This window comes from Actinoplanes lobatus, assembly GCF_014205215.1.
GTDB lineage: Bacteria > Actinomycetota > Actinomycetes > Mycobacteriales > Micromonosporaceae > Actinoplanes > Actinoplanes lobatus.
This window is the reverse complement of sequence record NZ_JACHNC010000001.1, coordinates 6,300,279-6,323,853: the sequence shown is the minus strand read 5'-3', so window position 1 is coordinate 6,323,853 and position 23,575 is coordinate 6,300,279. Positions and strand designations below refer to the sequence as shown.

22 protein-coding genes are annotated in these 23,575 nt (G+C 69.2%); 14 read left to right on the top strand and 8 right to left on the bottom strand.

Annotated features, from left to right (window positions below; translation table 11 throughout):
- Positions 1-32: 32 nt before the first annotated feature.
- Positions 33-506, top strand: coding sequence for a hemerythrin domain-containing protein (locus BJ964_RS29000; RefSeq protein ID WP_188123638.1), 474 nt, complete (start codon positions 33-35; stop codon positions 504-506).
- Here the strand turns inward: BJ964_RS29000 and BJ964_RS28995 are convergent.
- The 4 genes from BJ964_RS28995 to BJ964_RS28980 all read right to left on the bottom strand — a co-directional run bounded on the left by BJ964_RS28995 (position 484) and on the right by BJ964_RS28980 (position 3,146).
- Complete coding sequence (locus BJ964_RS28995) at positions 484-951, bottom strand: GNAT family N-acetyltransferase (RefSeq protein WP_203832703.1); 468 nt, start codon at positions 949-951, stop codon at positions 484-486. The two genes, BJ964_RS29000 and BJ964_RS28995, sit on opposite strands and share 23 nt — an antisense overlap.
- A gap of 346 nt (positions 952-1,297) precedes the next feature.
- Positions 1,298-2,131, bottom strand: coding sequence for a sigma-70 family RNA polymerase sigma factor (locus BJ964_RS28990; protein ID WP_188123636.1), 834 nt, complete (start codon positions 2,129-2,131; stop codon positions 1,298-1,300).
- Entirely contained in the window at positions 2,128-2,499 is a 372-nt protein-coding gene (locus BJ964_RS28985; RefSeq protein WP_188123635.1) for a VOC family protein, read from the bottom strand. Before BJ964_RS28985 ends, BJ964_RS28990 begins: the two co-directional genes overlap by 4 nt.
- Before the next feature lie 59 nt (positions 2,500-2,558).
- Positions 2,559-3,146, bottom strand: a complete 588-nt coding sequence (locus tag BJ964_RS28980; RefSeq protein WP_188123634.1) for a TetR/AcrR family transcriptional regulator — start codon at positions 3,144-3,146, stop codon at positions 2,559-2,561.
- Positions 3,147-3,213: 67 nt separating this feature from the next.
- On the opposite strand from BJ964_RS28980, the gene BJ964_RS28975 reads away from it, so the two are divergent.
- Complete coding sequence (locus tag BJ964_RS28975) at positions 3,214-4,218, top strand: hypothetical protein (protein ID WP_188123633.1); 1,005 nt, start codon at positions 3,214-3,216, stop codon at positions 4,216-4,218.
- Positions 4,219-4,254: 36 nt separating this feature from the next.
- Here BJ964_RS28975 and BJ964_RS28970 read toward each other — a convergent pair whose 3' ends face one another.
- The 3 genes from BJ964_RS28970 to BJ964_RS28960 form a co-directional block, all read right to left on the bottom strand.
- Positions 4,255-5,859 (bottom strand): methyl-accepting chemotaxis protein, encoded by a 1,605-nt coding sequence (locus tag BJ964_RS28970; RefSeq protein WP_188123632.1) that lies wholly within the window; start codon positions 5,857-5,859, stop codon positions 4,255-4,257.
- Complete coding sequence (chvE, locus tag BJ964_RS28965) at positions 5,859-6,944, bottom strand: multiple monosaccharide ABC transporter substrate-binding protein (protein ID WP_229806782.1); 1,086 nt, start codon at positions 6,942-6,944, stop codon at positions 5,859-5,861. Before chvE ends, BJ964_RS28970 begins: the two co-directional genes overlap by 1 nt.
- A gap of 74 nt (positions 6,945-7,018) precedes the next feature.
- Positions 7,019-8,185: a serine hydrolase domain-containing protein gene (locus BJ964_RS28960; RefSeq protein WP_188123631.1), complete on the bottom strand. Its 1,167-nt coding sequence runs from the start codon at positions 8,183-8,185 to the stop codon at positions 7,019-7,021.
- A 114-nt stretch (positions 8,186-8,299) separates the two neighbouring features.
- On the opposite strand from BJ964_RS28960, the gene BJ964_RS28955 reads away from it, so the two are divergent.
- From BJ964_RS28955 to BJ964_RS28905, 12 genes are all read left to right on the top strand, one after another.
- Complete coding sequence (locus BJ964_RS28955; RefSeq protein WP_188123630.1) at positions 8,300-9,088, top strand: bestrophin-like domain; 789 nt, start codon at positions 8,300-8,302, stop codon at positions 9,086-9,088.
- A gap of 61 nt (positions 9,089-9,149) precedes the next feature.
- A complete protein-coding gene (glgX, locus tag BJ964_RS28950) occupies positions 9,150-11,249 on the top strand; it encodes a glycogen debranching protein GlgX (protein WP_188123629.1) in 2,100 nt (699 codons plus the stop codon).
- Entirely contained in the window at positions 11,246-13,432 is a 2,187-nt protein-coding gene (locus BJ964_RS28945; protein WP_203832702.1) for an AGE family epimerase/isomerase, read from the top strand. The genes glgX and BJ964_RS28945 overlap by 4 nt, the downstream gene beginning before the upstream one ends.
- Positions 13,429-14,292 (top strand): type 1 glutamine amidotransferase domain-containing protein, encoded by an 864-nt coding sequence (locus BJ964_RS28940; RefSeq protein WP_188123628.1) that lies wholly within the window; start codon positions 13,429-13,431, stop codon positions 14,290-14,292. The genes BJ964_RS28945 and BJ964_RS28940 overlap by 4 nt, the downstream gene beginning before the upstream one ends.
- The gene (locus BJ964_RS28935) at positions 14,289-14,888 is read left to right on the top strand and encodes a DJ-1/PfpI family protein (RefSeq protein ID WP_188123627.1); all 600 of its coding nucleotides are present in this window, start codon (positions 14,289-14,291) and stop codon (positions 14,886-14,888) included. The genes BJ964_RS28940 and BJ964_RS28935 overlap by 4 nt, the downstream gene beginning before the upstream one ends.
- Positions 14,885-16,612, top strand: a complete 1,728-nt coding sequence (locus BJ964_RS28930; protein ID WP_188123626.1) for a thiamine pyrophosphate-binding protein — start codon at positions 14,885-14,887, stop codon at positions 16,610-16,612. The genes BJ964_RS28935 and BJ964_RS28930 overlap by 4 nt, the downstream gene beginning before the upstream one ends.
- Positions 16,609-17,022 (top strand): hypothetical protein, encoded by a 414-nt coding sequence (locus BJ964_RS47430; protein WP_203832701.1) that lies wholly within the window; start codon positions 16,609-16,611, stop codon positions 17,020-17,022. Before BJ964_RS28930 ends, BJ964_RS47430 begins: the two co-directional genes overlap by 4 nt.
- Positions 17,019-17,450, top strand: a complete 432-nt coding sequence (locus BJ964_RS47425) for an ester cyclase (protein WP_203832700.1) — start codon at positions 17,019-17,021, stop codon at positions 17,448-17,450. Before BJ964_RS47430 ends, BJ964_RS47425 begins: the two co-directional genes overlap by 4 nt.
- Before the next feature lie 17 nt (positions 17,451-17,467).
- On the top strand, positions 17,468-17,842 hold the full coding sequence (locus BJ964_RS28920; RefSeq protein ID WP_188123625.1) for a nuclear transport factor 2 family protein: 375 nt from the start codon (positions 17,468-17,470) through the stop codon (positions 17,840-17,842).
- Entirely contained in the window at positions 17,842-18,252 is a 411-nt protein-coding gene (locus BJ964_RS28915) for a VOC family protein (protein WP_188127226.1), read from the top strand. Before BJ964_RS28920 ends, BJ964_RS28915 begins: the two co-directional genes overlap by 1 nt.
- Before the next feature lie 130 nt (positions 18,253-18,382).
- Complete coding sequence (locus BJ964_RS28910) at positions 18,383-18,799, top strand: hypothetical protein (RefSeq protein WP_188123624.1); 417 nt, start codon at positions 18,383-18,385, stop codon at positions 18,797-18,799.
- A gap of 89 nt (positions 18,800-18,888) precedes the next feature.
- A complete protein-coding gene (locus tag BJ964_RS28905) occupies positions 18,889-22,698 on the top strand; it encodes a tetratricopeptide repeat protein (protein WP_188123623.1) in 3,810 nt (1,269 codons plus the stop codon).
- A 75-nt stretch (positions 22,699-22,773) separates the two neighbouring features.
- On the opposite strand, the gene BJ964_RS28900 is transcribed toward BJ964_RS28905, so the two are convergent.
- Positions 22,774-23,574: an alpha/beta hydrolase gene (locus BJ964_RS28900; protein ID WP_188123622.1), complete on the bottom strand. Its 801-nt coding sequence runs from the start codon at positions 23,572-23,574 to the stop codon at positions 22,774-22,776.
- Position 23,575: the final 1 nt, after the last annotated feature.

The window sequence follows — 23,575 nt, the reverse complement described above, 5'->3', positions numbered from 1 at the left end:
GGAAGCGCCCAACTTCGTGGTTGCCTGGAGACATGTGCGAATACTGCGGTTGCCGGTCCGTCGCCGCCATCGACGAGCTCACCCGCGAACACGACCTGGTCGTGAACATGATCGGCGACGTGCGGGCGGCACACATCGCCGGCGACGTGGACCGGATGGCCGCAGTCGCCCGCCGGATCTCCGCGGTGCTCGGCCCGCACACCGAGGTCGAGGAGCACGGCCTGTTCCCACTGCTGGCCGACGACTTCCCGGACCACGTCGCCGCCCTCGAACAGGAACACCGCCGCATCGAGAAGGTTCTCGCCGCGGCGGCCGTGGAAACACCCCACGACGCCGCGTGGCCGCGACAGCTGATCGAGATCCTCGACCTGCTGCGCGACCACATCCTCAAGGAGCAGGACGGCGTCTTCCCCGCCGCGCTGACCACTCTCAGCGGCGAGGACTGGGATCGCGTCGACGCCGTCCGCGCCCGGGCGATGCCGGTTACAGACGGCGGTAGTAGGTGACCACCGGGAACGGCGTGCATCCGAGGCTCGCGTAGAGATCACGGGCCGGCGCGTGGAAGTCGTCCCCGCCGGTGCCGATCGTCACGACCTCGGCGCCGGCCTGCTTGAGCTGCGCGAACGCGTGCTCGCACAGCGCCGTGCCGACGCCCGTCCGGCGGCTGGCCGCGGACACCGCGACGTGGGTGATCTCGCCGTTGCGGGCAGCGGGCACGACCGTCCAGGCGACGAACCCGCCGATCCGGCCGTCGATCTCGGCGACCGCGACGTGCTTGTGCTCCTCAGGCGCGTGCAGGCACGGGATCTGCTCGGCGTACTCCTGCCACCACCCGGCGTCCTGGTTGGCGAAGATCTCCTCACCGACCGCGGGCCGGAAGGACCCCTCATGGAACGGCCCGAACACGTCGACGGCCAGCTCCACGACGGTGGTCACATCAGTTTCGGACATGGAACGAATGAACATGTGTCTGCCTCTCGGGGAGTTGATACCAGTAAAAATGGGCATCAACCGGCCGCGACGCAGCGAGCCGCAACTCGTCTGATCAGCGACCGGTCAGACGAGGCGAGCGCGATTGGCGGCAAACAATGTCATGCCGGCACGCTACCAGGCCACAAACCAAAACCTCCTTTCCGGTACGCCTACGTGTGCCGCCCGTGGCAGGCGGCGATCCAGCTGCCTACTCCCGCCTGTGCCGCCCGCGCCGGGCGCAGATCGGTGGTCCGGCTGGCTCCCAGAACTGTCTCAACCCAGTTGATAAGCGCTCAGAGCCAGCCGAGGGGTTCGCGGGCTGGCTCTAGTCGAGAGCGGCGAGTTTCGCCGGGTCGGTGATGATGTGGATGGCGGTGATCCGGCCGTCGGCGACGTCGAAGGAGACGGCCGAGAGCGGCGTTCCGTCGGCACGCAGGGAGATGTGCCCGGGGCGGCCGGAAAGCAGCACCGGACGGTGGCCGGCGACTTCGCCGGAAAACCTGCGGGCGCCGGCCGCGACCTCGGTGGCGCCGATGGTGACGATCATGCCGCCGGGTGTGTCCACGGTCAGTTTCACGTTCGGGTGCAGGACCCGCAGGAGCGCCTCGAAGTCGCCGGCGAGGGCGGCGGCCCGGAACGCCTCGACCACCTGCCGGTGCTCGCGGCCGGGGCCCGCCGGCCGGTCCGTGGCACGGACCTTCCGGCGGGCGCGGCTGGCGATCATCTTGGTGGCGTCGGCCGACTTGCCGAGGATCTGCCCGATCTCCTGGAACGGCACCCCGAACGTGTCGTGCAGGACGAACGCCAGCCGTTCGCTCGGGGTGAGCGAGTCGAGCACCACGAGCAGGGCGACACCGACCGCGTCGGCGAGCATCGCCTGCTCGTCGGGCGCCGGCTCGTCGGCGGGCGTCACCACGAGGCCGTACTCGCTCTCGGGGTGTGCCCGCCGGGATCGCAGCAGGTCCAGGCTGAGGCGGCCGACCACCGTGGTCAGCCATCCGGCCAGGTTGTCGATGGCCGTCGCGTCCTGGCAGGCGAGGCGGATCCACGCCTCCTGGACCACGTCCTCGGCGTCGGCGTGCGAGCCCAGCATCCGGTACGCGACGGCGCGCAACCGGTCACGCTGGGCCTCGAACACCTCGGACAGCTGATCGGTCATCGCGAGCGCGGCTCCCGGAGCGCGATCCGGTTGCCGTCCGGGTCGATGGCCTCGATGCGGATGCCGAACGGATAGTCCGCGGGTTCGCCCTCGAAGGCGACGCCGCGCCCCCGCATGGCCTCGAAATCCTTGCGCAGGTCGTCGGATTCGAGGAACACCGGGCTGGGCGTGCCCGGGTTGCCGGCGGCCGCCGGGTACGGCCAGAGCAGCAGCTGCACCGGGCTGCCGGGGACGCCGACGGTGAGGAAGCGGCCCTCGGGCCCCGGGTGGTCGATCCGCTTCTCCAGCCCGAGGCCCCCGGTGTAGAACTCGAGCGCGCGGTCCTGGTCGGTGACGTTGATCGTCACGTACATGAGGTTGATCAGCATATCCCCATGACGAACGCCGCCGGGGAAAGGTAACAGGGGCCGGTCACCAATGTTCTGGATCATGCTGAGCCCCGGCCGTGGACGAGGGGCAGGAACACCTCGTCGACGATCTCGACCAGCACCTCGTCGGGCACCGAGGGGAGGCCGCGCATCGCGTACTCGGCGCGCAGCAGCATCATCGGCGTCGTCGCGACCCGAGCGTGCACGGCCGCGGCCGGCGCCTCGCCCCGCGTGGCGGCCCGTCGCAGCATGGTGAGCCAGGCCCGGTCCATGGTGTCGGCGCCGGAGCGCTCGCGCATGAGGGTGAGCAGTTGCGGGTCGTCGGCCGCGGCGGCGAGCAGCCCGCGCAGGACCGCGCCGTACGGCGAGGACCACGTCTGGTTGGCCCGCCGCAGCATCTCCAGGGCGTCACCGCGCAGGCTGCCGGTGTCCGGGTCGGGCATCACGGCGTCGGTGAGGTGACGGTATGCCGCGATGCCCAGCGCGGCCCGGTGCGGCCATCTGCGGTAGATCGCGTTCTTGTTGGTCCCGGCCCGGGCGGCGACCCGGTCCATGGTCATTCCCGGATAGCCGGATTCGCGCAGTTCCTCCGCGGCCGCGTGCAGGATCGCCTGCTCCAGTTCCTCGCCCCGGCGCCTCGTGGTCACGCCTTGCAGGGTACTGGACGTACCCTATACGGTACGCTCCGTACCTTAAAACGAGGGGAACCCGCTGATGCGCGTCTTCGGCATGAACTACGACACCGGCTTCGTCAGCGCCGGGTCGACCACCCACGAGCCGTTCGACCCCGAGACGGTACGGCGTGACCTGCACGTCATCCGCGATGAACTGCACTGCGACGCCGTCCGGGTCAGCGGCGGGATCCAGGACCGGCTCGAACTGACCGCCCGCCTGGCAGCCGAAGCCGGCCTGGAGGTCTGGTACTGCCCGTTCACCAACGGCCTCGACCGCGATCAGCTGATGGCGTTCCTGCTCGACGGCGCCGAGCGGGCCGAGCGGCTGCGGCAGACCGGCGCCCCGGTCGTCTATCTCACCGGCTCCGAGATCGCCATGTTCACCGGCGGCTTCCTGCCCGGCCGCGACCTGACCGAACGCATGGCCCTGTTCACCGACCCGATGCGGATGCGGGAGGCGATCCCGGCCGCCCGCGCCGCGGTCCGCGATTTCCTGGCCGAGGCGGTGCCCGCGGTGCGCGAACGGTTCGGCGGCCCGATCGGCTACGCCTCGATCCCCCTCGAGGACGTCGACTGGTCGCTGTTCGACATCATCGCCAGCGACGCCGGTTACCGGGACGCCACCAACGCCGCCACCTTCCCGCAGAGCCTGGCGGCCGCCGTGGGCCAGGGCAAGCCCTACGCGGCCACCGAATTCGGCTGCTGCACGTTCCGCGGCGCGGCCGCCGTCGCGGGGGCGAGCGAGCCGGTGACGTACGACGAGCACGGCCGTGCCGCGAAACTCACCGCCGGCCTGGAACGCGACGAGCAGGAGCAGGCCCGGTACGTGATGGACCTGCTGCACGACTACGAGGCCGGTGGCGTGGAGGCGGCGTTCGTCTACACCTTCGCCAACCGTCACCTGCCGACCACCGGCGACCCGGCCCACGACTTCGACCTGGCCGCCCGCGGCATCGTCCGGGTCCTGCCGGACGGCTCCTGGACCCCGAAGGCCGCCTTCCACGCTCTGGCCGCATACGGCCGTGACCGGCGAGGCCTTCGCTAGGCCTCGCCGGTCACGGCGACTTCACGATCGGAGCGGTCAGGTACGGAAGCGGGCCACCAGGGTCTGCAACTCGTTGGCCATCGTGCTCAGCTCGGTGACCGCCTGCCGGGACTGTGCGGCGCCCTCGGTGGTCCGCTCGGAGGCGGACGCCAGCCCGGCCACACCACCCGCGATGGTCTCCGCGCCGTCGGCGACCGCGGTGATGCCACGGTTCATCTCGGCGGTGGTGGCGGTCTGCTCCTCCACCGCCGAGGCGATGGTGGTCTGGAAGCTGTTGATCTGCTCGATCACCGAGGTGATCTGGCTGATCGCCTCGACCGCGCCGGCGGTGTCCGACTGGATCGCCGCGACCCGGCGGGTGATGTCCTCGGTGGCCCGGGCGGTCTCCTGCGCCAGGTCCTTCACCTCGGACGCGACCACGGCGAACCCCTTGCCGGCCTCGCCGGCACGCGCCGCCTCGATGGTGGCGTTGAGGGCGAGCAGGTTGGTCTGCTCGGCGATCGCGGTGATCGCCTGCACCACGCTGGCGATCTCCGCCGACGAGGCGCCCAGCTTGTCGATGTGCACGCTGGTGGAACGGGCCACGTCCACGGCCTGGTTGGCGACGTCGGCCGCCCGGCTGGTGCTGTGCGCGATCTCCCGGATCGACTCGGCCATCTCCTGCGCGCCGGCGGCGACCGCGCCGACGTTCGACGACACCGAGGCGGCGGCGCCGGACATGTCACGGGCCTGCGAGGACGAGCCGGCTGCGGTCTCCTCGATGGCCCCGGCCGTCATGGTCATCTCCTCGGCGGCGGCCGCCAGAGTGTGTGCCGAGGCGGCGGCCTGGGCGACGACCGTACGCATGTTGAGCTGTGCCTCGTCGAGAGCCTGCGCCATCTGGCCGACCTCGTCGTTGGACGTGACGTCCGCGGAGACCGTCAGGTCGCCGTCGGCCATCGCCTTGAGCGCGGTACGTACGCGCTCCAGCGGCCGGGTGATGGAGGTGACGATGATTCTCGCGAGCAGGATGAGGATGAAGGTGCCGGCCAGGGCGCTGACGATCAGGACGAGCTGTGCCCGGTCCCGGGTGGCGTCGGCCTCCTCGGTGGCCTCGGCGACCCTGGCGGCGAACAGCGAACGCTCGTTCTCCAGCACCGCGCTCGTCAGGTAGTTGTCGACGTCGATCTGCTCCCAGGCCAGGCGGGCCTGGGCCTGGTCGGCTGCCGAGCCGGCGACGAACCGCTCGATCACCTGGGTGTAGTCCCCGTAGACCGCGGCGATTCGGCCGACGGCCGCGTCCAGGTCGCTGTCGAGATTGACGCCGCCGAGTTCTTTCAGCAGCTTCTCCGCCTCGTCGAGGCGGGTCTTGAGGAGCGCGGTCTGCTCGCTGGGGTCGTCGCGGGTGATCGCCTGGAGGCCGTTGACCTTGAGCTCGCTGGCGACCCGGTCCAGGCGCAGCACGATCGCGCTGGCGGTGGTGAGGTCGTTGAGGCGTTCCGCGGTGTCGTCGGCGACGTGGTTGTTGTAGAGGGTCACACCGACGCAGGCGCCTACGGCGAGCACGCCGGCCCCGACCAGGGCGGTCAGTTTTGCCCAGACCGGGGCGTCTCGGAGAGCGCTGTTCTTCAGCACCTCGGGCTTCCTTTCGGTGGTGCTCATCACGCGGCGATCTGCTCGGCGGTGTAGTACCCGCCATCGACGAGGACGCGCTCGTAGTTGGACTTGTCCACGTTCACCGGCTGCAACAGGAACGTCGGCACGATCTCGACCCCGTTGTGGTACTGCTTGGTGTCGTTGATCATCGGCTTCTCGTCGCTGAGCACGGAGTCGGTCATCTGTACGGCGACCTTCGCCAGTTCCCGGGTGTCCTTGTAGACGGTCTCGGTCTGCTCGCCGGCGGCGATCAGCTTCACCGAGTCCAGCTCGGCGTCCTGACCGGTCAGCACCGGCAGCGGGCGGCTCTTGGAGCCGTAGCCGGCCTCCTTGAGGGCGGCCAGGATGCCGCGGGTGATCCCGTCGTAGGGCGACAGGACCGCGTCGACCTGGGTGCCGGCGTACTCGGACTTCAGCAGCCCGGTCATCCGCTTCTGCGCCACGGCGCCGTCCCAGCGCAGGGTCGCGACGTCCGCGAACTTCGTCTGGCCGCTGCGGACCACCAGCTTGCCGGAGGAGATGTACGGCTTGAGCACGCTCATCGCACCGTTGAAGAAGAAGGTGGCGTTGTTGTCGTCCGCCGACCCGGCGAACAGTTCGATGTTGAACGGGCCCTTGCCGGAACGCAGCTTGAGCGCGTTCACGATCGCACCGCCCTGCTGGACGCCGACCTTGAAGTTGTCGAACGTCGCGTAGTAGGCGATGTCAGGGCTGTCGCGGATCAGCCGGTCGTAGGCGATCACCGGGATGTCGGCGCGGGCCGCCTTGGAGAGCACGCTCTTGAGGGCGGTGCCGTCGATGGCGCCGATCACCAGGGCGCTGACCTTCGCGTCGACCATCGCGTCGATCTGGTCGACCTGCAGCTGAATGTCGTCGTCGGCGTACTGCATGTCGGTGCGGTAGCCGAGCAGCTGGAACTGCTTGACCATGTTCTCACCGTCGCCGATCCACCGCTCCGACGCCTTCGTCGGCATCGCCAGCCCGATCACGCCCTGTTCAGCGGCGGCGGCCGTGGTGCCGGACTCGCTTCCGCAGGCTGCCGTCGTTGCCAGCAACGCCGCCGTCGCCGCCCATGCCACCCATCGTGCCACCGGAACTCCCCCTGTTCGCGCCAAGCCGGCTTTTCCGGCTTCGACCCGTAAATCGGCCGCGGCATACCCCGGCTTTAGGGGTTATCCGGCGCGGTGAGCAGCGCGGCGATCCGGTCGGCGACGGTCCGGGCCGAGTTCACCCCGGTGGTGGTACGGCCGCGGGTGGCGGCGACCGCGATGACGATGTCCCGGCCGGGCAGGTAGGCCTGTACCGCGGAGTAGCCGGCGAACGACGGGGTCTGCTTGATCCAGCCGTCCTCGACGACCACGCCGAGCCCGTAGTGGCGCCGCCCGGTCTGGTGGACGCAGATCGTCGCCGGGCAGGTACGGGTGGGGCCGCCGAGGCCGACGGTGCCGGGGTCGAGCAGGGTGCGCTGGGCGCGGGCGGACAGCAGCCGGCCGGTGCCGACGGCGCGTGCCGAGGTGGCGAGGTCGCAGATGTCGGAGGTGAGGATGGCGCCGTGGGCGGTGGTCCAGGACGGGTTCCAGTAGGTGGATTCCTCGAACCGGCCGCGTTCGGTGGTGTAGGCGTGCAGGACCGGGCCGGGAACGACGGCGTCGTCGGTGCTGACGGTGCTGGTGAGGCCGAGCGGCTCGACGATGTTCCGGTGGATCAGACGGTCCAGTGGGGTGCCGGTGACGCGTTGCAGGATGCGGCCGAGGATGACGAAGTTGGCGTGTGAGTAGCTCCAGTTGGTGCCGGGTTCGTACCAGAGCGGCCGGGCCAGGGCGAGGTCGATGAGCTGCTGTTCGGTCCACCGCTGGAACGGGTCGGCGTAGAGCCGGTCGACGAACGGCTGGTAGGTGACGTAGTCGGGGTAGCCGGAGGTGCTGCTGCCGAGCATGCGCAGGGTGACCTTGTCGGCGCGCGGCAGGTCCGGGTACCAGCGCGCGATCGGCTCGTCGAGGTCCACGACACCCCGGTCGGCCAGTTGCAGGAGCAGCACGGTCAGGTAGGTGATGCCGACCGCTCCGGTACGCAACCGCATGGCGGTGGTGGCCGGGACGCCGGCCATGGACTGGCCGGTGGCGGCGGTCACGATCTCCCGCCCGCCGACGGTGACCCGGACGACCGTCGCGCTGAGGCCGAGTTCGCGTCCGGCGGCGCGGGCGATGTCCACGATCGTCGCGGCGGTGCCGTGCGGGCGCGCGGACGGTGCGCATCCGGCTTCCGCGGCGGAGGCCGGGGCGGCCACGCCGAGGGTGGCGGCTACCAACACGGACAGGACGGCACGTCGCATTTGTCCATTGTCGGGGATGTGTCCCTCCGGCGACGGAGATCGCGAAAAGGCGTCCGGCGGGCGGCCACGAGACAAGAATGCCCAGGGGGAACCTCATCGGAGGGATGCGGCACGATGGCGAAGTGGCTCGCGGCCGAGGTGCCGGAGTGGCTCCTCCTGATCCTGCTCGTGATCGGGCTGCCGGTGCTCATGCTGTTGCTCGAGTCGCTGGTGCACCGGTGGGTGCCGCACTGGCGGCGCGGCGAGCACAACGACGCGACCGGGATCATGCTGTCCGCGGCGGCGGTGGTGTATTCGGTGGCGATCGGCCTGTGCGTGGTGACGTTGTGGGAGAAACGCAGCGAGGCCCGAGCGGCCACCGAGGCGGAGGCGATGAATCTGGCCGCGATGGCCGAGGCGAGCCGGGTGGCCAGTCCGGAGGTGCAGGCGGCGATCGGCAAGGTCGTGCTGGAGTACAACCGGGACGTTCTGGAGAACTGGTCGAGCCGGACCCACGGCGAGGCCGCGCCGGTGGTCGGTGAGACGCTCGATTCGCTGGCGTCGACGATCAGCACCATCACGCCGCACACCGAGCCGGAGCGCGCGTTCATGCTGGACGCGGTGCGGCGGCTGGCGGCGGCGACCGAGTTACGGGCCGACGCCGTACGCCTGGCTCATGAGCAGCAGCTGCCGGATGTCGTGTGGATCTCCGTGATCACCGGCTCGGTGGTCGTGCTGTCGTTGTGCGTGACCTGCGGCGTCCGGGACGGCCTGCTGCGCCGCGTCCTGGTCGCCGGGGTGTCCGCCACGATCGGGGTCAACGTGTTCCTGGCCGTGGAGCTGAACTACCCGTTCGACGGCCGGGTCAGCATCCATCCGGACAGCTACCGCCACGTCGTGGAGCTTCTGGAGTCCCGCGGCTGAGAGGCCGTTCCGGTTGCCCGGTAACACGAAAATTGTTCGCGTTACTCCCTAGGCTTCTGGCATGAGCGTCAGCCAGCTCCGCCGGCCGTACGCCGCTGGCGAAGCCCACTTTCAGCCCGAACCCGGCCGCGGCCACCCGCTCGGAGCCACCCCGGACGACGACGGCGTGAACTACGCGTTCTTCTCCGAAAACGCCACCGGCATCGAGCTGCTCATCTTCGACCAGCCCGGCGACGCCGAACCCGTGCAGACGGTCACCCTCGACCCGGACCGCAACCGCAGCTTCGCCGTCTGGCACGTGTACCTGCGCGGCCAGCGCGCTCCGTCGTTCTACGCCCTGCGGGTGTTCGGCCCGGAAGGTGACGGCGCTCGGGAGCTCGGCATGCGGTTCGACTCCGGCAAAGTGCTCGCCGATCCGTACGCCCGCGGTCTTGATCGTGGCCGTTGGGACCGGGAGGCGGCCTGCGGGCCGGGCGACACGACGGCCACCTCACTACGATGCGCGGTGATCGACGAGCGGTACTACGACTGGGAGGGCGACCGGCCGCTGAACCGCCCGATCGCCGAGATGGTGATCTACGAGATACACGTCGGCGGCTTCACCCGGTCGCCCGGTTCCGGGGTGGCCCGGCCCGGCACCTTCGCCGCGATCATCGACAAGATCCCCTACCTCACGGCGCTCGGCGTCACGGCCGTGGAGCTGCTGCCGGTGTGCGACTTCGACGCGACCGTGAACAACTACTGGGGCTACAGCACCGCCGGCTACTTCGCCCCGCACGCCGCCTACTGCGTGGAGCCGCAGGCCGGCAGGCACGTCGCCGAGTTCCGGGACATGGTGAAAGCCCTGCACCGGGCCGGGATCGAGGTCATCCTCGACGTCGTCTTCAACCACACCGACGAGGGCAACCACCTGGGCCCGCTGTTCTGCTGGGCGGGGCTGGACAACGCCAACTACTACTACCTGCACCAGGCCGACCGCCGCTACTACGACGACTACTCGGGTTGCGGCAACACGCTCATGTCCAACCACCCGATCGTCACCAAGATGATCGTGGAATGCCTGGAGTACTGGGTACGGGAGATGCACGTCGACGGCTTCCGCTTCGACGAGGCCGCGGTGCTGACCCGCGGGCCCGGCGGCGCGGTCCTCGACGAACCGCCGGTGGTGTGGCAGATCGAACTGTCCGACACCCTCGCCAACACGAAGATCATCGCCGAGGCGTGGGACGCCGCCGGCGCCTACGAGGTCGGCAGCTACCCCGGATACCGGTGGGCCGAATGGAACGGGAGGTTCCGCGACACCGTCCGCCGGTTCGTGCGCGGCGAGCCCGGCCTGATCGGCGAGATGGCCGACTGCCTCGGCGGCAGCGCCGGCCTCTACCAGGCACGCGGGCACCGGCCGGTCAACAGCGTCAACTTCGTCACCTGCCACGACGGATTCACCCTGGCCGACCTGGTCGCCTACGACCGCAAGCACAACGAGGCCAACGGCGAGGACAACCGGGACGGCAACGACGACAACATGAGCTGGAACTGCGGCGCCGAAGGGCCCACCGACGACCCCGAGGTGCTGGCGCTGCGGACCCGGCAGATCAAGAATTTCGCCGTCCTGCTGCTGGTCTCCCGCGGCGTACCGATGATCACCGCCGGGGACGAGGTGGCCCGCACCCAGCAGGGCAACAACAACGCCTACTGCCAGGACAACCCGATCAGCTGGTTCGACTGGACCGCGGCCGAACAGAACCACGGCCTGCTGCGGTTCTGGAGCCAGCTGATCGCGCGGCGCCGCCGCCACATGTCGTTGCGGCACGACGGGTTCTACACCGGACTGCCCGACGATCGCGGCGTGCCCGACATCCGCTGGCACGGCACCCGGCTCGACCGGCCCGACTGGCAGGACCCGCAGGGCCGCGCCTTCGCCTGCACCGTCGCCGGCCTCGGTGGCGAGCCCGACCTGCACCTGATGATGAACATGCACACCGAGCCGCTGCTCTTCGACCTCGACCCGGGACGCCGCTGGGCGCGGGTCCTCGACACCGCGCTCGCCGCACCGGCCGACATCGCCGACCTCGGCGCCGAGCAGCCCGTCACCACCGCCGGCTATCTGGTCACCGCGCACAGCATCGTGCTGCTGCGGGCCCTGTCTGGAGAAACACCGTGAACCCTGCCATCGGCCTGGACGAACAGGTCAACCAGATCACCTTCACCTTTTCCGACCTGGTCGCCGGGTACGTCACCGGCTACGACCCGGACACCGACACGGTCGGCCTGCGCACCTCCGACGGTCGGCCGTTCGCCGCCCGGCTCACCCCGACCACCGTCGCGGAGATGCTGCGCAACCTCGGCGAGGCGTACGTCGACGCCGGCGCCCAGATGCGCGGCCTGCTGCAACCCGGCCGGTTCATCCACGTCTACGGCGTCTTCTACCCCAACGAGGACAACGGCACCGGCTTCGAGGCCAAACACGTCCTGCTGTTCGGCAAGGAGGCCGACGAATACCGGTTCGAGGCCCCGGACTGGTGGCAGCGGCAGGTCCGCGCCATCGCCGACTTCTACCTGATGGCCGAGTTCGGCGGCGCCGGCGCCGGCACCGGCTACGACTTCCGCGGCTACCGCACCGACCTGTCGATGCTCGGCACCAAGACGCAGACGATCCGGCAGGAGACCGACACCATCTCCCGGCTCATCTACGGACTGTCCACCGCCTACCTGCTCAACGGCGGCCAGGCCTACCTGGACGCGGCCGTCGCCGGCGCCGAATACCTCATCGAGCACTTCTGCGCCGTGGACCGCAGCCAGCACATCGCCTACTGGTACCACGCCATCGACGTGCTGCCCGACGGCGGCGAGCGCAAGATCCTGGCGTCCGAGTTCGGCGACGACTACAACGCCATCCCCTGCTACGAGCAGATCTACGCGGTCGCCGGCCTCACCCAGGTCTACCGGCTGACCGGCGAACCGAAACTGCGCGAGATCATCGACCTGACCATCAACCTGTTCCAGAAATACTTCCGCGACCCGGACCGCGGCGGCTACTACTCGCACATCGATCCGGTCACCTTCGACCCGCGCAGCCCCGCCCTGGATACCGACGGTCACACCAACGCCGACCGCAAGAACTGGAACTCCGTCGGCGACCACATCCCCGCCTACCTCATCAACCTCTACCTGGCCACCGGCGAGCAGCGGTACGCCGACATGCTCGAGGACTGCTGCGACACGGTCGTCGACCGCTTCCCCGACTACGACGCCAGCCCGTTCGTACAGGAGAAGTTCTTCGGCGACTGGAGCAAGGACCAGGCGTACGGCCAGCAGCAGAACCGGGCCATCGTCGGCCACAACCTGAAGATCGCCTGGAACCTGATGCGCATGAACAGCCTGCGCCCCAAGGACTCCTACGTCGACCTCGCCACCCGCATCGCCGACCTGATGCCGTCCGTCGGCTCCGACCCGCAGCGCGGCGGCTGGTACGACATGGTGGAACGGGTCACCGGCCCCGGCGAACACTTCCACCGTCTGGTGTGGCACGACCGCAAGGCCTGGTGGCAGCAGGAACAGGGCATCCTCGCCTACCTGATCCTGGACGGGGTGCTGCACCGCCCCGAATACGCCAAACAGGCCCGCGAGGGCGCCGCCTTCTACAACGCGTGGATGCTCGACACCGGCGCCGGCGGCGTCTACTTCAACGTCCTCGCCAACGGCACCCCGTTCGAGATGGGCGGCGAACGCAGCAAGGGCTCGCACTCGATGGCCATGTACCACAGCGCCGAACTCGGCTACCTGGCCGCCGTCTACGGCAACCTGCTGCGCCGCGACGAACCACTCGACATGTGGTTCCAGCCCCAGCCCGGCGCGTTCGGCGCTACCCTCCGGGTGGCGCCCGACCTGCTGCCACCCGGCCGCGCACAGATCATGCAGGTCTGGATCAACGGCCACGAACACCACGACTTCGACCCGGACGCGCTCACCATCACCCTTCCGCACGCCGACCAACCCCAGACGGTACGGGTCCGGATGACCCCCGCCGGCCTGGCGTTCAGCGCCGACCTCACCGGCAGCGAGGGCGGCCGGGCCGACATCTCCCTGGACGGCACCCTGAGCCTGAACACCCTGCCGGCCCTGCACGCCCGCCTCGACGAGGCCCGCCGGATCGGCTGCACCGCGATCGTCCTCGACGCCGCCGACCTGATGCACATCGACAGCGCCGCGGTCCGCGACCTCGCCCTCACCCGCCAGCACGCCGACTACACGATCGCCGTCGTCAACGCCACCGGCCAGGTCGCCGACCAACTGCGCGACAGCGAACTGATCCAGGAACTCGCGACCACGGGAGGCCCCCGATGAGGAAGGTACTGTTCGCCGTCTCCGAGTGGGGCTACTGGGGCGAGGAGCTGATCGGCCCGCTCGAAGCCTGCGACCAGGCCGGGTACGAGGTCGAGTTCGTCACCCCGACCGGCGCCCGGCCCACCCCGCTGGCGGTCAGCATGAGCCCCGGCTTCGTCGACCCGCCGCAGGGCAAATCGGTGACCAGTGACGAGATGGCCCGCAAGACCCGGGAACTCGACGCCTCCGACCGGCTCGACAAACCACACGACCTGGCCGGCTGGCTGCCGGAACGGCCCTACCCCAGCTCACCGACCTACCTGCGCGACACCGAGGAGTACTACCGCACGATCGAGCGGGTCGTCACCCACGACCTGCCGGCGTACGACGCGCTCGTCATCGTCGGCGGCAGCGGCGCCATGATCGACCTGGCCAACAACCAGCGCCTGCACGAGCTGATCCTCGGCTTCGTCCGCCTCGACCAGCCCGTCGCGGCGGTCTGCTACGGCGTCGCGGCCCTCGCCTTCGCCCGCGACCCGCTGCGCAAACTCAGCATCATCCGCGGCAAACGGGTCACCGGCCATCCCATCGACTACGACTACCACGCCGGCACCGGCTTCGAGGGCCCGCACGCCGTCGACGGCTCGAACCGCGGCTTCGGCGACGGGTACGTCGACTTCGGCCCACCGTTCTACCCGCTGGAGTTCATCCTGCGCGACGCGGTCGGCCCCGACGGCGAGTTCATCGGCAACGTCGGCCACGCCGAGTCGGTCATCGTCGACCACCCGTTCATCACGGCCCGCTCCACCGAGTCGTCGGTCGGCTGTGGACGGGCGCTGGTCGACGTGCTCGACCAGGGACTACGGCGGTACGGCTGGTGACCGGGGCACTGGCCGGGCACCGGATCGCGGTCCTGGTCGAGAGCGACTTCTACGAGCACGAGATCTGGTACTACTCGTACCGGTTCCCGGAGGAGGGCGCCGAACTGCACTTCCTCACCCGCCTCTGGGGCCAAGAGTCGATCACCTTCACCGGCCACGAGTACAAGGCCCCGTTCGTCTGCGCCGAGTCCTTCGAGAACATGGACGACGACACGCTGCGGTCCTACTCGGCGATCATCGTGCCGTCCGCCATGGTCAGCGACCGGCTGCGGTACAGCGAGGACCTGGCGAAACTGCCACCGGCCACCGATTTCGTACGCCGTGCCTTCGCCGAACCCCGCATCGTGAAGGGGATCATCTGCCACGGGCTGTGGCTGCTGTCGCGCACCCCCGAACTGGTCCGCGGCCGCCGGCTCACCTGCCACCCCAACCTGTACGGCGACGCGCTCAACATGGGCGCGCGGTACGTCGACCAGGACGTGGTGGTCGACGACGATCTGGTCACCGGCCGTACCGGGGCGCAGGCGGGACAGTTCGCCCGTACCGTGATCTCGGAGGTCTTGAAGAGGTCCGCCGTGCCGGTGGGTGTGTCATGACCGCGACCACCGACCGGACCGACGCTCCGGAACTGCTGGCCACCGGGCACCGCCGCCTGCTCGAACAGCTGCGCGCCGACGGCGTGCGGTTCCTGTTCGGCAACCCCGGCTCCAGCGAGGAGGGGCTGCTCGACGAGATCGCCCGTTTCCCGGACATCGACTACGTGCTCGGTCTCCAGGAGGCCGCCGTGGTGAGCACCGCCGACGGATACGCGCAGGCCACCGGCCGGCCCGGCGTCGTGCTGCTGCACAGTGGCGTCGGGCTCGGCAACGCGGTCGGCAGCCTCTACCACGCGCTGCACCGGCAGACGCCGATGCTCGTGATGGCCGGCGAGGCGGGGGTCGCCTACGACGCGCTCGAGGCGCACATGTCGGTGAACCTCGTCGACATCGCCAAACCGGTCACCAAGTACGCCACCCGGGTCACCCACCCGGACAGTCTGCTGCGGCTGGTCCGGCGCTGCCTCAAGGTCGCCGCCACCCCGCCGCGCGGACCGGTGTTCCTGGCCCTGCCGCAGGATGTGCTCGACCAGATCTCCGGCGAACCCGTGGTGCCGACCAGCGTGCCGGACACCCGGGTCGTCCCGGAACCCGGCGCGATCCAGGCGGCCGCCCGCCTTCTGGCCGGCGCGCACACCCCGGTGATCCTCGCGGGCGACGGCATCGCCGCCTCCGGCGCGGTCGCCGAACTCACCCGGTTCGCCGAGATCTGGGGCGCCGTGGTGCACGGGGCGATGGCCTCCGAACTGCTCATGCCATGGACCCATCCGCTGTGGGGCGGCCTGACCGGGCACATGTTCGGCGACGGCAGCGCCTCCCTCGTCGCGCAGGCCGACGCGGTGCTGATCTGCGGCACCTACGTGTTCCCGGACGTGTTCCCCGACCTGGAGAACCCGTTCCGGCCCGGCGCCACCGTCGTGCACGTCGACCTCGACCCGTACGCCATCGCCAAGAACCACCCGGTGACCAGCGGCATGCTCGGCGACCCACGGCTCACCCTGCACGCCCTGACCGGCGCGCTCGAGGAGGCGATGACCGACCCGCAACGCCACGCCGCCGCCGAACGGGTCCACCGGCGCACCGTCCAGCGCACCGCGGAACTCGACCGGGCGCTGACCGACGACCTCGGCGCCGGCCGCAACGCCGACTCGGCGCCGCTGCGGATGTCCGCCGTCGCCGCCGCCCTGGCCGCCCTGCTCCCGGACAACGCGATCGTCTTCGACGAGGCGCTGACCAATTCACCGGCCCTCACCCGATGGCTGCCACCCACCCGGCCGGGACACTTCTTCCAGACACCCGGCGGCACACTCGGCGTCGGAATCCCCGGCGCCATCGGCGCCAAGATCGCACACCCCGAGCGTACGGTCGTCGGCTTCACCGGCGACGGCGGCGGAATGTACACCTGCCAGGCACTGTGGACCGCCGCCCACCACCGGATCGGCGCCAAGTTCGTGGTCTGCCACAACGGCGGCTACCAGCTGCTCAAGGACAACCTCGAACAGTACCGCCAGGACCACGACGACGATCCCGGCGCCGCGTTCCCGCCGTTCTTCGACGTACGGGAACCGCGCGTCGACTACGTGAACCTCGCGGCCGGCATGGGTGTGCCCGCCGCCCGGGCACGGCACGCCGCCGAACTGCCCACCATCCTGCGCACGATGCTCGACCACGACGGCCCGTACCTCGTGGAGGCCGTCCTCGACGATCCTGGAGACACACCGTGACGACCAAGTCCGAAACCATGGCCGACTCCGTGTCCGCCTTCGCCGCGCTCTGGTTCAAGTACCTCGACCAGCACGCCCCGTCCGGTCAGGTGGTCGACTGCCTCGCCACCGACGGCCTGGAGATGGTGTTCCCGGAACGGACGCTGCACTCCATCGACGACTTCCGCGACTGGTACGCGACGGTCTGCCGCGCCTACACCGACGAGTCGCACACCGTCGAAGAGGTCACCCCCAGCATGGCCGGCGACGACATCAACGTCGACGTGGTCGTGGTGTGGCGGGCCACCCAGACCTCCGACGGATCCCGGCTCGCCATGCGCGCCCGCCAGCGCTGGGTGCTGCGCCGCACCCACACCGAGATGGGACTCGCCATCGCCGAGTACCGCGTCGACGAGCTGACGTCGCTGTGAGCACCGCCCTCACCACCGTCGACCAGGAGAACGTCGCCCTCGTCCGGCGGGTCACCGACGCCGTCAACGCCCGCCGCTACGACGACATGGACGAACTGTTCGCCCCGGGTTTCGTCGACCACAACCCGGCCTGGAACGTCGACAGCCTCGAAGCGCTCAAGGGGCTCCTCTCCGTCGCGCAGGAGGCCCTCGACTTCCGGGCCGGCCTGGACGCCCTCTACGCCGCCGACGGAGGCCGGGTGATCATGCAGATCACCTTCACCGGCCGCCACGTCGCCCCGATCTTCGGCATCCATCCCACCGGCCTGCCGGTCAGCTGGACCAGCATCGAGGTCTACCGCCTCGAGAACCGCAAGATCGTCGAACGCTGGGTCCAGGCCGACACGACCGGGCTGATGCGGCAGGTCGGCGTCCTCATGCCTGAGTAGAACCGTCAGGAGACGACATGAACACCAGACAGGTCATCGATCGCTACTACGAGCTGGCCAACGCGGGACAGTGGGACGACTGGTGCGACCTGTTCTCCGCCGACACCCGCATGGACGAACAGCTCGCCGGTCACGTGGAGGGCCGGGAGACGCTGCGGGAGATGATGAAGAACTTTCCCGAGACGTACGCGAGCTTCGCCAACCGTCCCCGGCACATGGTCGTGTCGGACAGCCAGGCCGCCGTCGTCTCACACATTTCCGGCCGTACCCGGCACGGGGCCACCGTCGAGGCCGACGTGTGCAACTACTTCGAGGTCGCCGACGGGCAGATCACCTACATGTGCAACTGCCACGACACCGTCCCGTTCGCGCCGGTCATGAGCGGGCAGTGATGGTGCGCTGGGCGCACGTCGGCCTCAACTGCCGCGACCAGGAGACGACCGAACGCTTCTACCACGACATGTTCGGCTTCGAACGGTCCCGGGTGGTCACCGCCGGCGGCACCGACGTCGTGTTCCTGCGGCAGGGCGACGTCCATCTCGAACTGTTCGACGCGGCCCGCGAGTCACCGGAGAGCTTCGGCGCCGACGGGCCGCAACATCCCGGCATGGTGCGGCACCTCGCCTTCCAGGTCGAGGACCTCGACGACTTCCTCGCCCAGGTCCCCGGCGACCTGGACGTGTCGCTCGGGCCGCTGGCCTTCGACGAGTTCATCCCCGGCTGGCGCACCGTCTGGGTGAAAGACCCCGACGGCGTCATCGTCGAGATCAGCCAGGGCTACACCGACCAGCCGGAACGCTGACCGGTTGCCTGGGCCGCACTCAGCCGGCCCAGGCAACCGATCCCACGACCAGCCGGACAAGATCGACCACGGCGCGAACCACCTCTGTCCGCCAGTTATCAGGTGAGGCGGGTGAGGGAGGTCTGCGCGAGTGGTTACCGGTCTGGTTCTGGATGGTGCCGGGTTCGAGGTGCTGGTCGGCGGGAAGCCGGTGGGCGCTCGTCGCCCCCTGGGGGCGGCCGACGTCGAACTGCTGCAGGGTGTGGCTGCCGAGTATGTGGACGCGGTCCATTCGGACGCTGATGACGCGGTTTTCGTCGCGCTGGGCCGGAAGCTGTTCGCGTGGATCGGCGGCGATCAGGTCCAGTTCAGGACACCGCTCGTCTTCGAGGTGAGGACTTCGGCGTCACCGTCCGCGGCGGAGTGGGCCGTGTTGCGGGCGCCGTGGGAGATTCTCGGCGATCAGCACGGATTTCTGGCCGCCGATGAGTTGCGGCGGTTCGAGGTGGTGCGCCGGCTGGGGCACCGGACGACGCGCCGGCACTCGACGACTTCCGCCTCGGGCTGATGTTCATGGCGTCGGCGCCCCGGGGACAGCGCGAATTGGACTTCGAGGCCGAGGAGTCGGCGATCCTGACCGCGGTCGGTGACACACGGGTGGATCTGGTCGTGGAGGACACCGGCGACCCGGACCAGTTGGGGCAGCGGTGGGCCGATCTCGGCGGGCTCCCGGTGCTGCATCTGTCCTGCCATGGGGTCAACAATTGGCCGACCGCGCCGGACCGGCCCGGGGTGCCGGTGCTGATGATGGAGGACGAGATCGGCGACGGCCTGCCCGTCACCGCGGCAGACCTGGTCCGGCGGCTGCCGATGATGCCCCGGTTGATGTTCGTCTCGGCGTGCCTGACCGCGACCGCGGCAGACGCGGACGGCTATCTGCCACCGGGCCCGGATCACCGTTCCACGGACACGGCCGTCCCGCGGACGAGCCCGGCCCCGTTGGTGCCGGTGGCGCATTCACTGTCCACCAGTCTGGTGACCGCCGGGGTACCGGCCGTGGTCGGCTGGGACGGTTCCGTCACCGACGGCGCCGCAACCCTCTTCGCCCAGCACCTCTACCAGCAGTTGGGGTTACGGCAGGACCTGGCAGCAGCGGTAGGCGACGCCCGCCGGAAGCTGCTGGCCTGCAAGCAGCCCCGTCTACGAGCGGACTGGCATCTGGCCCGGATCTGGCTGGGCCCCGCCGGCGGTGGCCCGGTGGTCGCCGGTACGCGCAAACGGCCGAGGTTGTCGGCGCAACACGGCAGGAAGACCTTCCTGGACCTCAAACGTCGCCATGTACCGGTGGCGACGGCCCAGATGTTCGTCGGCCGCCGTCGCGAGATGCGGCAGGCACTGCGAGCGCTGCGCGGCAACGAGCACTCCGGCGTGCTGCTGCATGGACAGGGCCGACTGGGCAAATCGAGCCTCGCGGCGCGGTTGGCGGACCGCTTCACGGACCGGTCGGTGGCCGTGGTGTTCGGCGACTACACCGCGATGGGGATTCTGGATGCGGTCGCGGCGGCAGTGGAGGACAACGCGGCAGCACGGTCGCTGATCGAAAAGCGACGGGCGGAGGTCCGCGACGAACCGGAGGCGCTGCGGTGGGTGCTGGTGGATCTGCTGTCCGGCCCGTGTGCACAGGCCGGCGAGGAAGGACGGCGGCCGCTGCTGCTGATCATCGACGACCTGGAGCAGATCCTGGAACCGCAGCCGGATGCCCCGCACCGGGTCGCCGGCGGGTACGCGCCGGTCCTGGCGGCGGTGCTGCGGGCGTTCGATCCGGACCGGGGTGACAGTCGACTCGTGGTCACCAGCCGTTTCGTGTTCACCCTGGACGGGCTGGAAAATCGGTTGGAGCTGGTGCAGTTGGCGCCGCTGTCCGAGGTGGCGCAGCTGAAACTTGCCGTCCGGCACCGGGCCGTGCCGTCGGAGGAGTTACGAGAGGCACGGGCCGACCTGGCAACGCGGGCGGTGACGGTCAGCCGAGGAAATCCTGGTCTGCAGGACCTGGTCGGACTGCGACTGGTCTACAGCGCCCAGATCGACGTGGCCCACGCCGAGCGAGCGGTTACCGAGATGGAATCGTACCTGGACCGTGGCGATCTGCCCGCCGACGCCGAGGTGCGCGCGTTTGTGGAGAACCTGGCTCTTGACGCGCTGATCGAGCAGGCCGGACCCGCCCACATCGCCCTGCTGCGTTCGTTGACCTTGTTCGACCTGCCGATGCCGACCGCAGTCACCGAGCTGCTGGAGACTCGAACCGGCGGGTCAGTGCAGCGGTTGTGTGGTTTGGGATTGGCCGACGCCTTCCCCGATATCCGCGATCCAGGCGCCACCGCAACCGCGGTCAGCGCGCTGGCGGCCGGTCGACTGATTCCCCTGGTCGACAGCGAACGGGCCGAGCTGGCGGTCATGGTGCTGGAGCCCCTGCTGCATGTGTGGGGCGGTGCCGAAAGTCAGGCCACCTGGGACCTCGCCGTCGACCTGCAGTTGACCCTCCTGGCCGTGCTGGCCGACAGCCCGGCGGTGATCGAGTTGTGCGCCGCTGACGCGATCACCGCCCTACTGGCGGGACCGGCGAAGCAGGCGTTGACTCTCGGGCAGCAGGCCATCGCTGTGCTCGATCGGCACTCCACCATTGCGCCGCTCTCGCTGCTACGCCAGGTCGCTGACGCGGCACAGACCGCTGGCGAAGGCGACACCGCCGCCGCTGTGTACAACCGGGCAGTCGAGCAAGCCGGAAGGGCCGACGGTACGACCGGCTCCATACAACACGCCCGGGTCATCGGCGGGTACGCCAACCTGCTGATCACCCGTGGTGAGCTGGAGCGCGCCGTGCAGCTGCTCCAGCAGGCCCGGGAGATTTTCGTCGCTGTCGGCTCGGAGCTGGAGGCCGCGGTTGCCTGGGGAAGCGTCGCCAAGGTCCTGTACCAGCGCGGCGACTACGACGAATCCCTCCGCATCCGCCGCGAGGTCGAACTACCGGTCTACGAGAGACTCGGCGACACCCGTTCCATCGCCATCACCTGGGGACAGATCGCCGACATCCTGTACCAGCGCGGGGACTACGACGAAGCCCTCCGCATTCATCAGGAGAAGGCACTTCCCGCCTTCGAACGGCTCGGCGACACACACTCCACCGCCATCACCTGGGGGAACATCGCCGACATCGTGTACCGGCACGGCGACTACGACGAAGCCCTCCGCATCCGCCGCGAAATACAACTACCGGTCTACGAGAGACTCGGCGACACCCGCTCCATAGCCATAGCGTGGAGCAAGATCGGCCGCGTCCTGTATCACCGCGGGGACTACGACGAAGCCCTCCGCATCCATCGGGAGAAGGCGCTGCCGGCCTTCGAACGGCTCGGTGACGCGCGCTCCGCCGCCATCGCCTGGGGCAGCATCGCTGACATCCTGCGCTATCGCGGCGACTACGACGAAGCCCTGCGCATCCACCGCGAAATCGAACTACCGGTCTACGAACGACTCGGCGACACACACTCCACGGCCATCACCTGGGGCACCATCGCCAACATCCTGTACCAACGTGGCGACCACGACGAAGCCCTCCGCATCCACCGCGAGATACAACTACCCGCCTTCGAACGGCTCGGCGACACCCGCTCCACCGCCATCACCTGGGGACAGATCGCCGACATCCTGCACGGACGCGGCGACTACGACGAAGCCCTGCGCATCCAGCGCGAACTCGAACTACCGGTCTACAAGCAACTCGGCGACACCCGATCCATAGCCATCACGTGGGGAAATATCGCCACCGTCCTCCACAAGATCGGCGACCACGACGAAGCCCTCCGCATCCACCGCGAAGTACAACTACCCGCCTTCGAACGGCTCGGCGACACTCGATCCATAGCCATCACCTGGGGACAGATCGCCGAAATCCTGCATGAACGCGGCGACCACGACGAAGCCCTGCGCATCCACCGCGAACTCGAACTACCGGCCTACAAGCAACTCGGCGACACCCGCTCCGCCGCCATCACCTGGGGACAAATCGCCGACATCCTGCACGGACGCGGCGACCACGACGAAGCCCTCCGCATCCGCCAGGACGAGGTACTGCCGGCCCTCGTGCGATTGAATGACCCTACCGGCGTCGCGGACAGCATGTGGAGAATCGCGCAGATCCAAGCGGAACGCCAGGATTTCAGATCCGCGTTGCCCAACTTGGTCAAAGCATTCCAAATTGTCGACCGAACGCAACGACCCGATGGCATCGCCGTCATCGGCAGCGCTCTCGGCCAACTCCTGCTCAACGGCGGAGAGTTGGACAGGGCACGGGAGGTGCTGGGGAAAAGCCTCACGGCAGCGCGCAAGATCGGGCTCACGTCCTACGTGGAGGGCATCGGTGAAATGCTGCGCGAGATTGATGCAGAGACTCGACCGGAAGGCGAATAGTCTTCCTCATCCCATGACGGGATCCGGCGGCGGCCGGGCGCGGGGGCAATGCGCACCCAGCCGCCGATGGAAGGGTCAGCGGGCGTGACGCAGGGCCCACTCGAGGACGGTGTCGGCGATCTCCTCCCAGCCCTTCTGGGCCGGGAGCAGGTGGGCGTACCCCTCGTACTCGATGTGTTCGGTGGTGGCCTTTGATTGGTAATGCTTGGCGTTGGACCGCTGAATGGACGGCGGCATGATGTGGTCCTCGCTGCCGGAGACGAAGAGCAGCGGCGCGCGGTCGTCGTTGTGGTAATTGACCCACGTGTCCTGGTGGCCGGGCTGGAAATTGGCCAGGACGCTGCCCCACAGGATGCCGCCGTTGGCGGGGATGTGGTAGCGCTCGTAGAGGGCCTTCGATTCCTCGTCGGTGAACGTGTTGGTGAAGGCGTATTTCCACTCGTCCAGCGACAACCCGACGGCCTTGTGCCGGTTGGCCGGCGATTTCAGCACCGGGAAGGTCGATTTCACCTGCGACAGAGGCACCACCTTGACGCCTTCGGTGGGCGCCGAGTTCATGGCGACGCCGGCCGCCCCGTACCCGTGGTCGAGCAGGATCTGCGTGAACGCGCCACCGGCGGAGTGACCGATGATGATCGGCGGCTTCGACAGCTCCCTGATCTGGGTCTCGATCTTGTCGATGATCCCGGGAACGGTGACCGCGGTGATGATGTCCGGGTTGGCGTTCAGCTCCTCGACCTCGACCTCGAAGCCGGGGTAGCCGGGCGCGAGCACGCGGAAGCCCTTGTTCTCGTAGTGGGTGATCCAGTGTTCCCAGCTGCGCGGGGTGACCCAGAATCCGTGGACCAGCACGATCGTGTCAGGCGTGGACGTCATG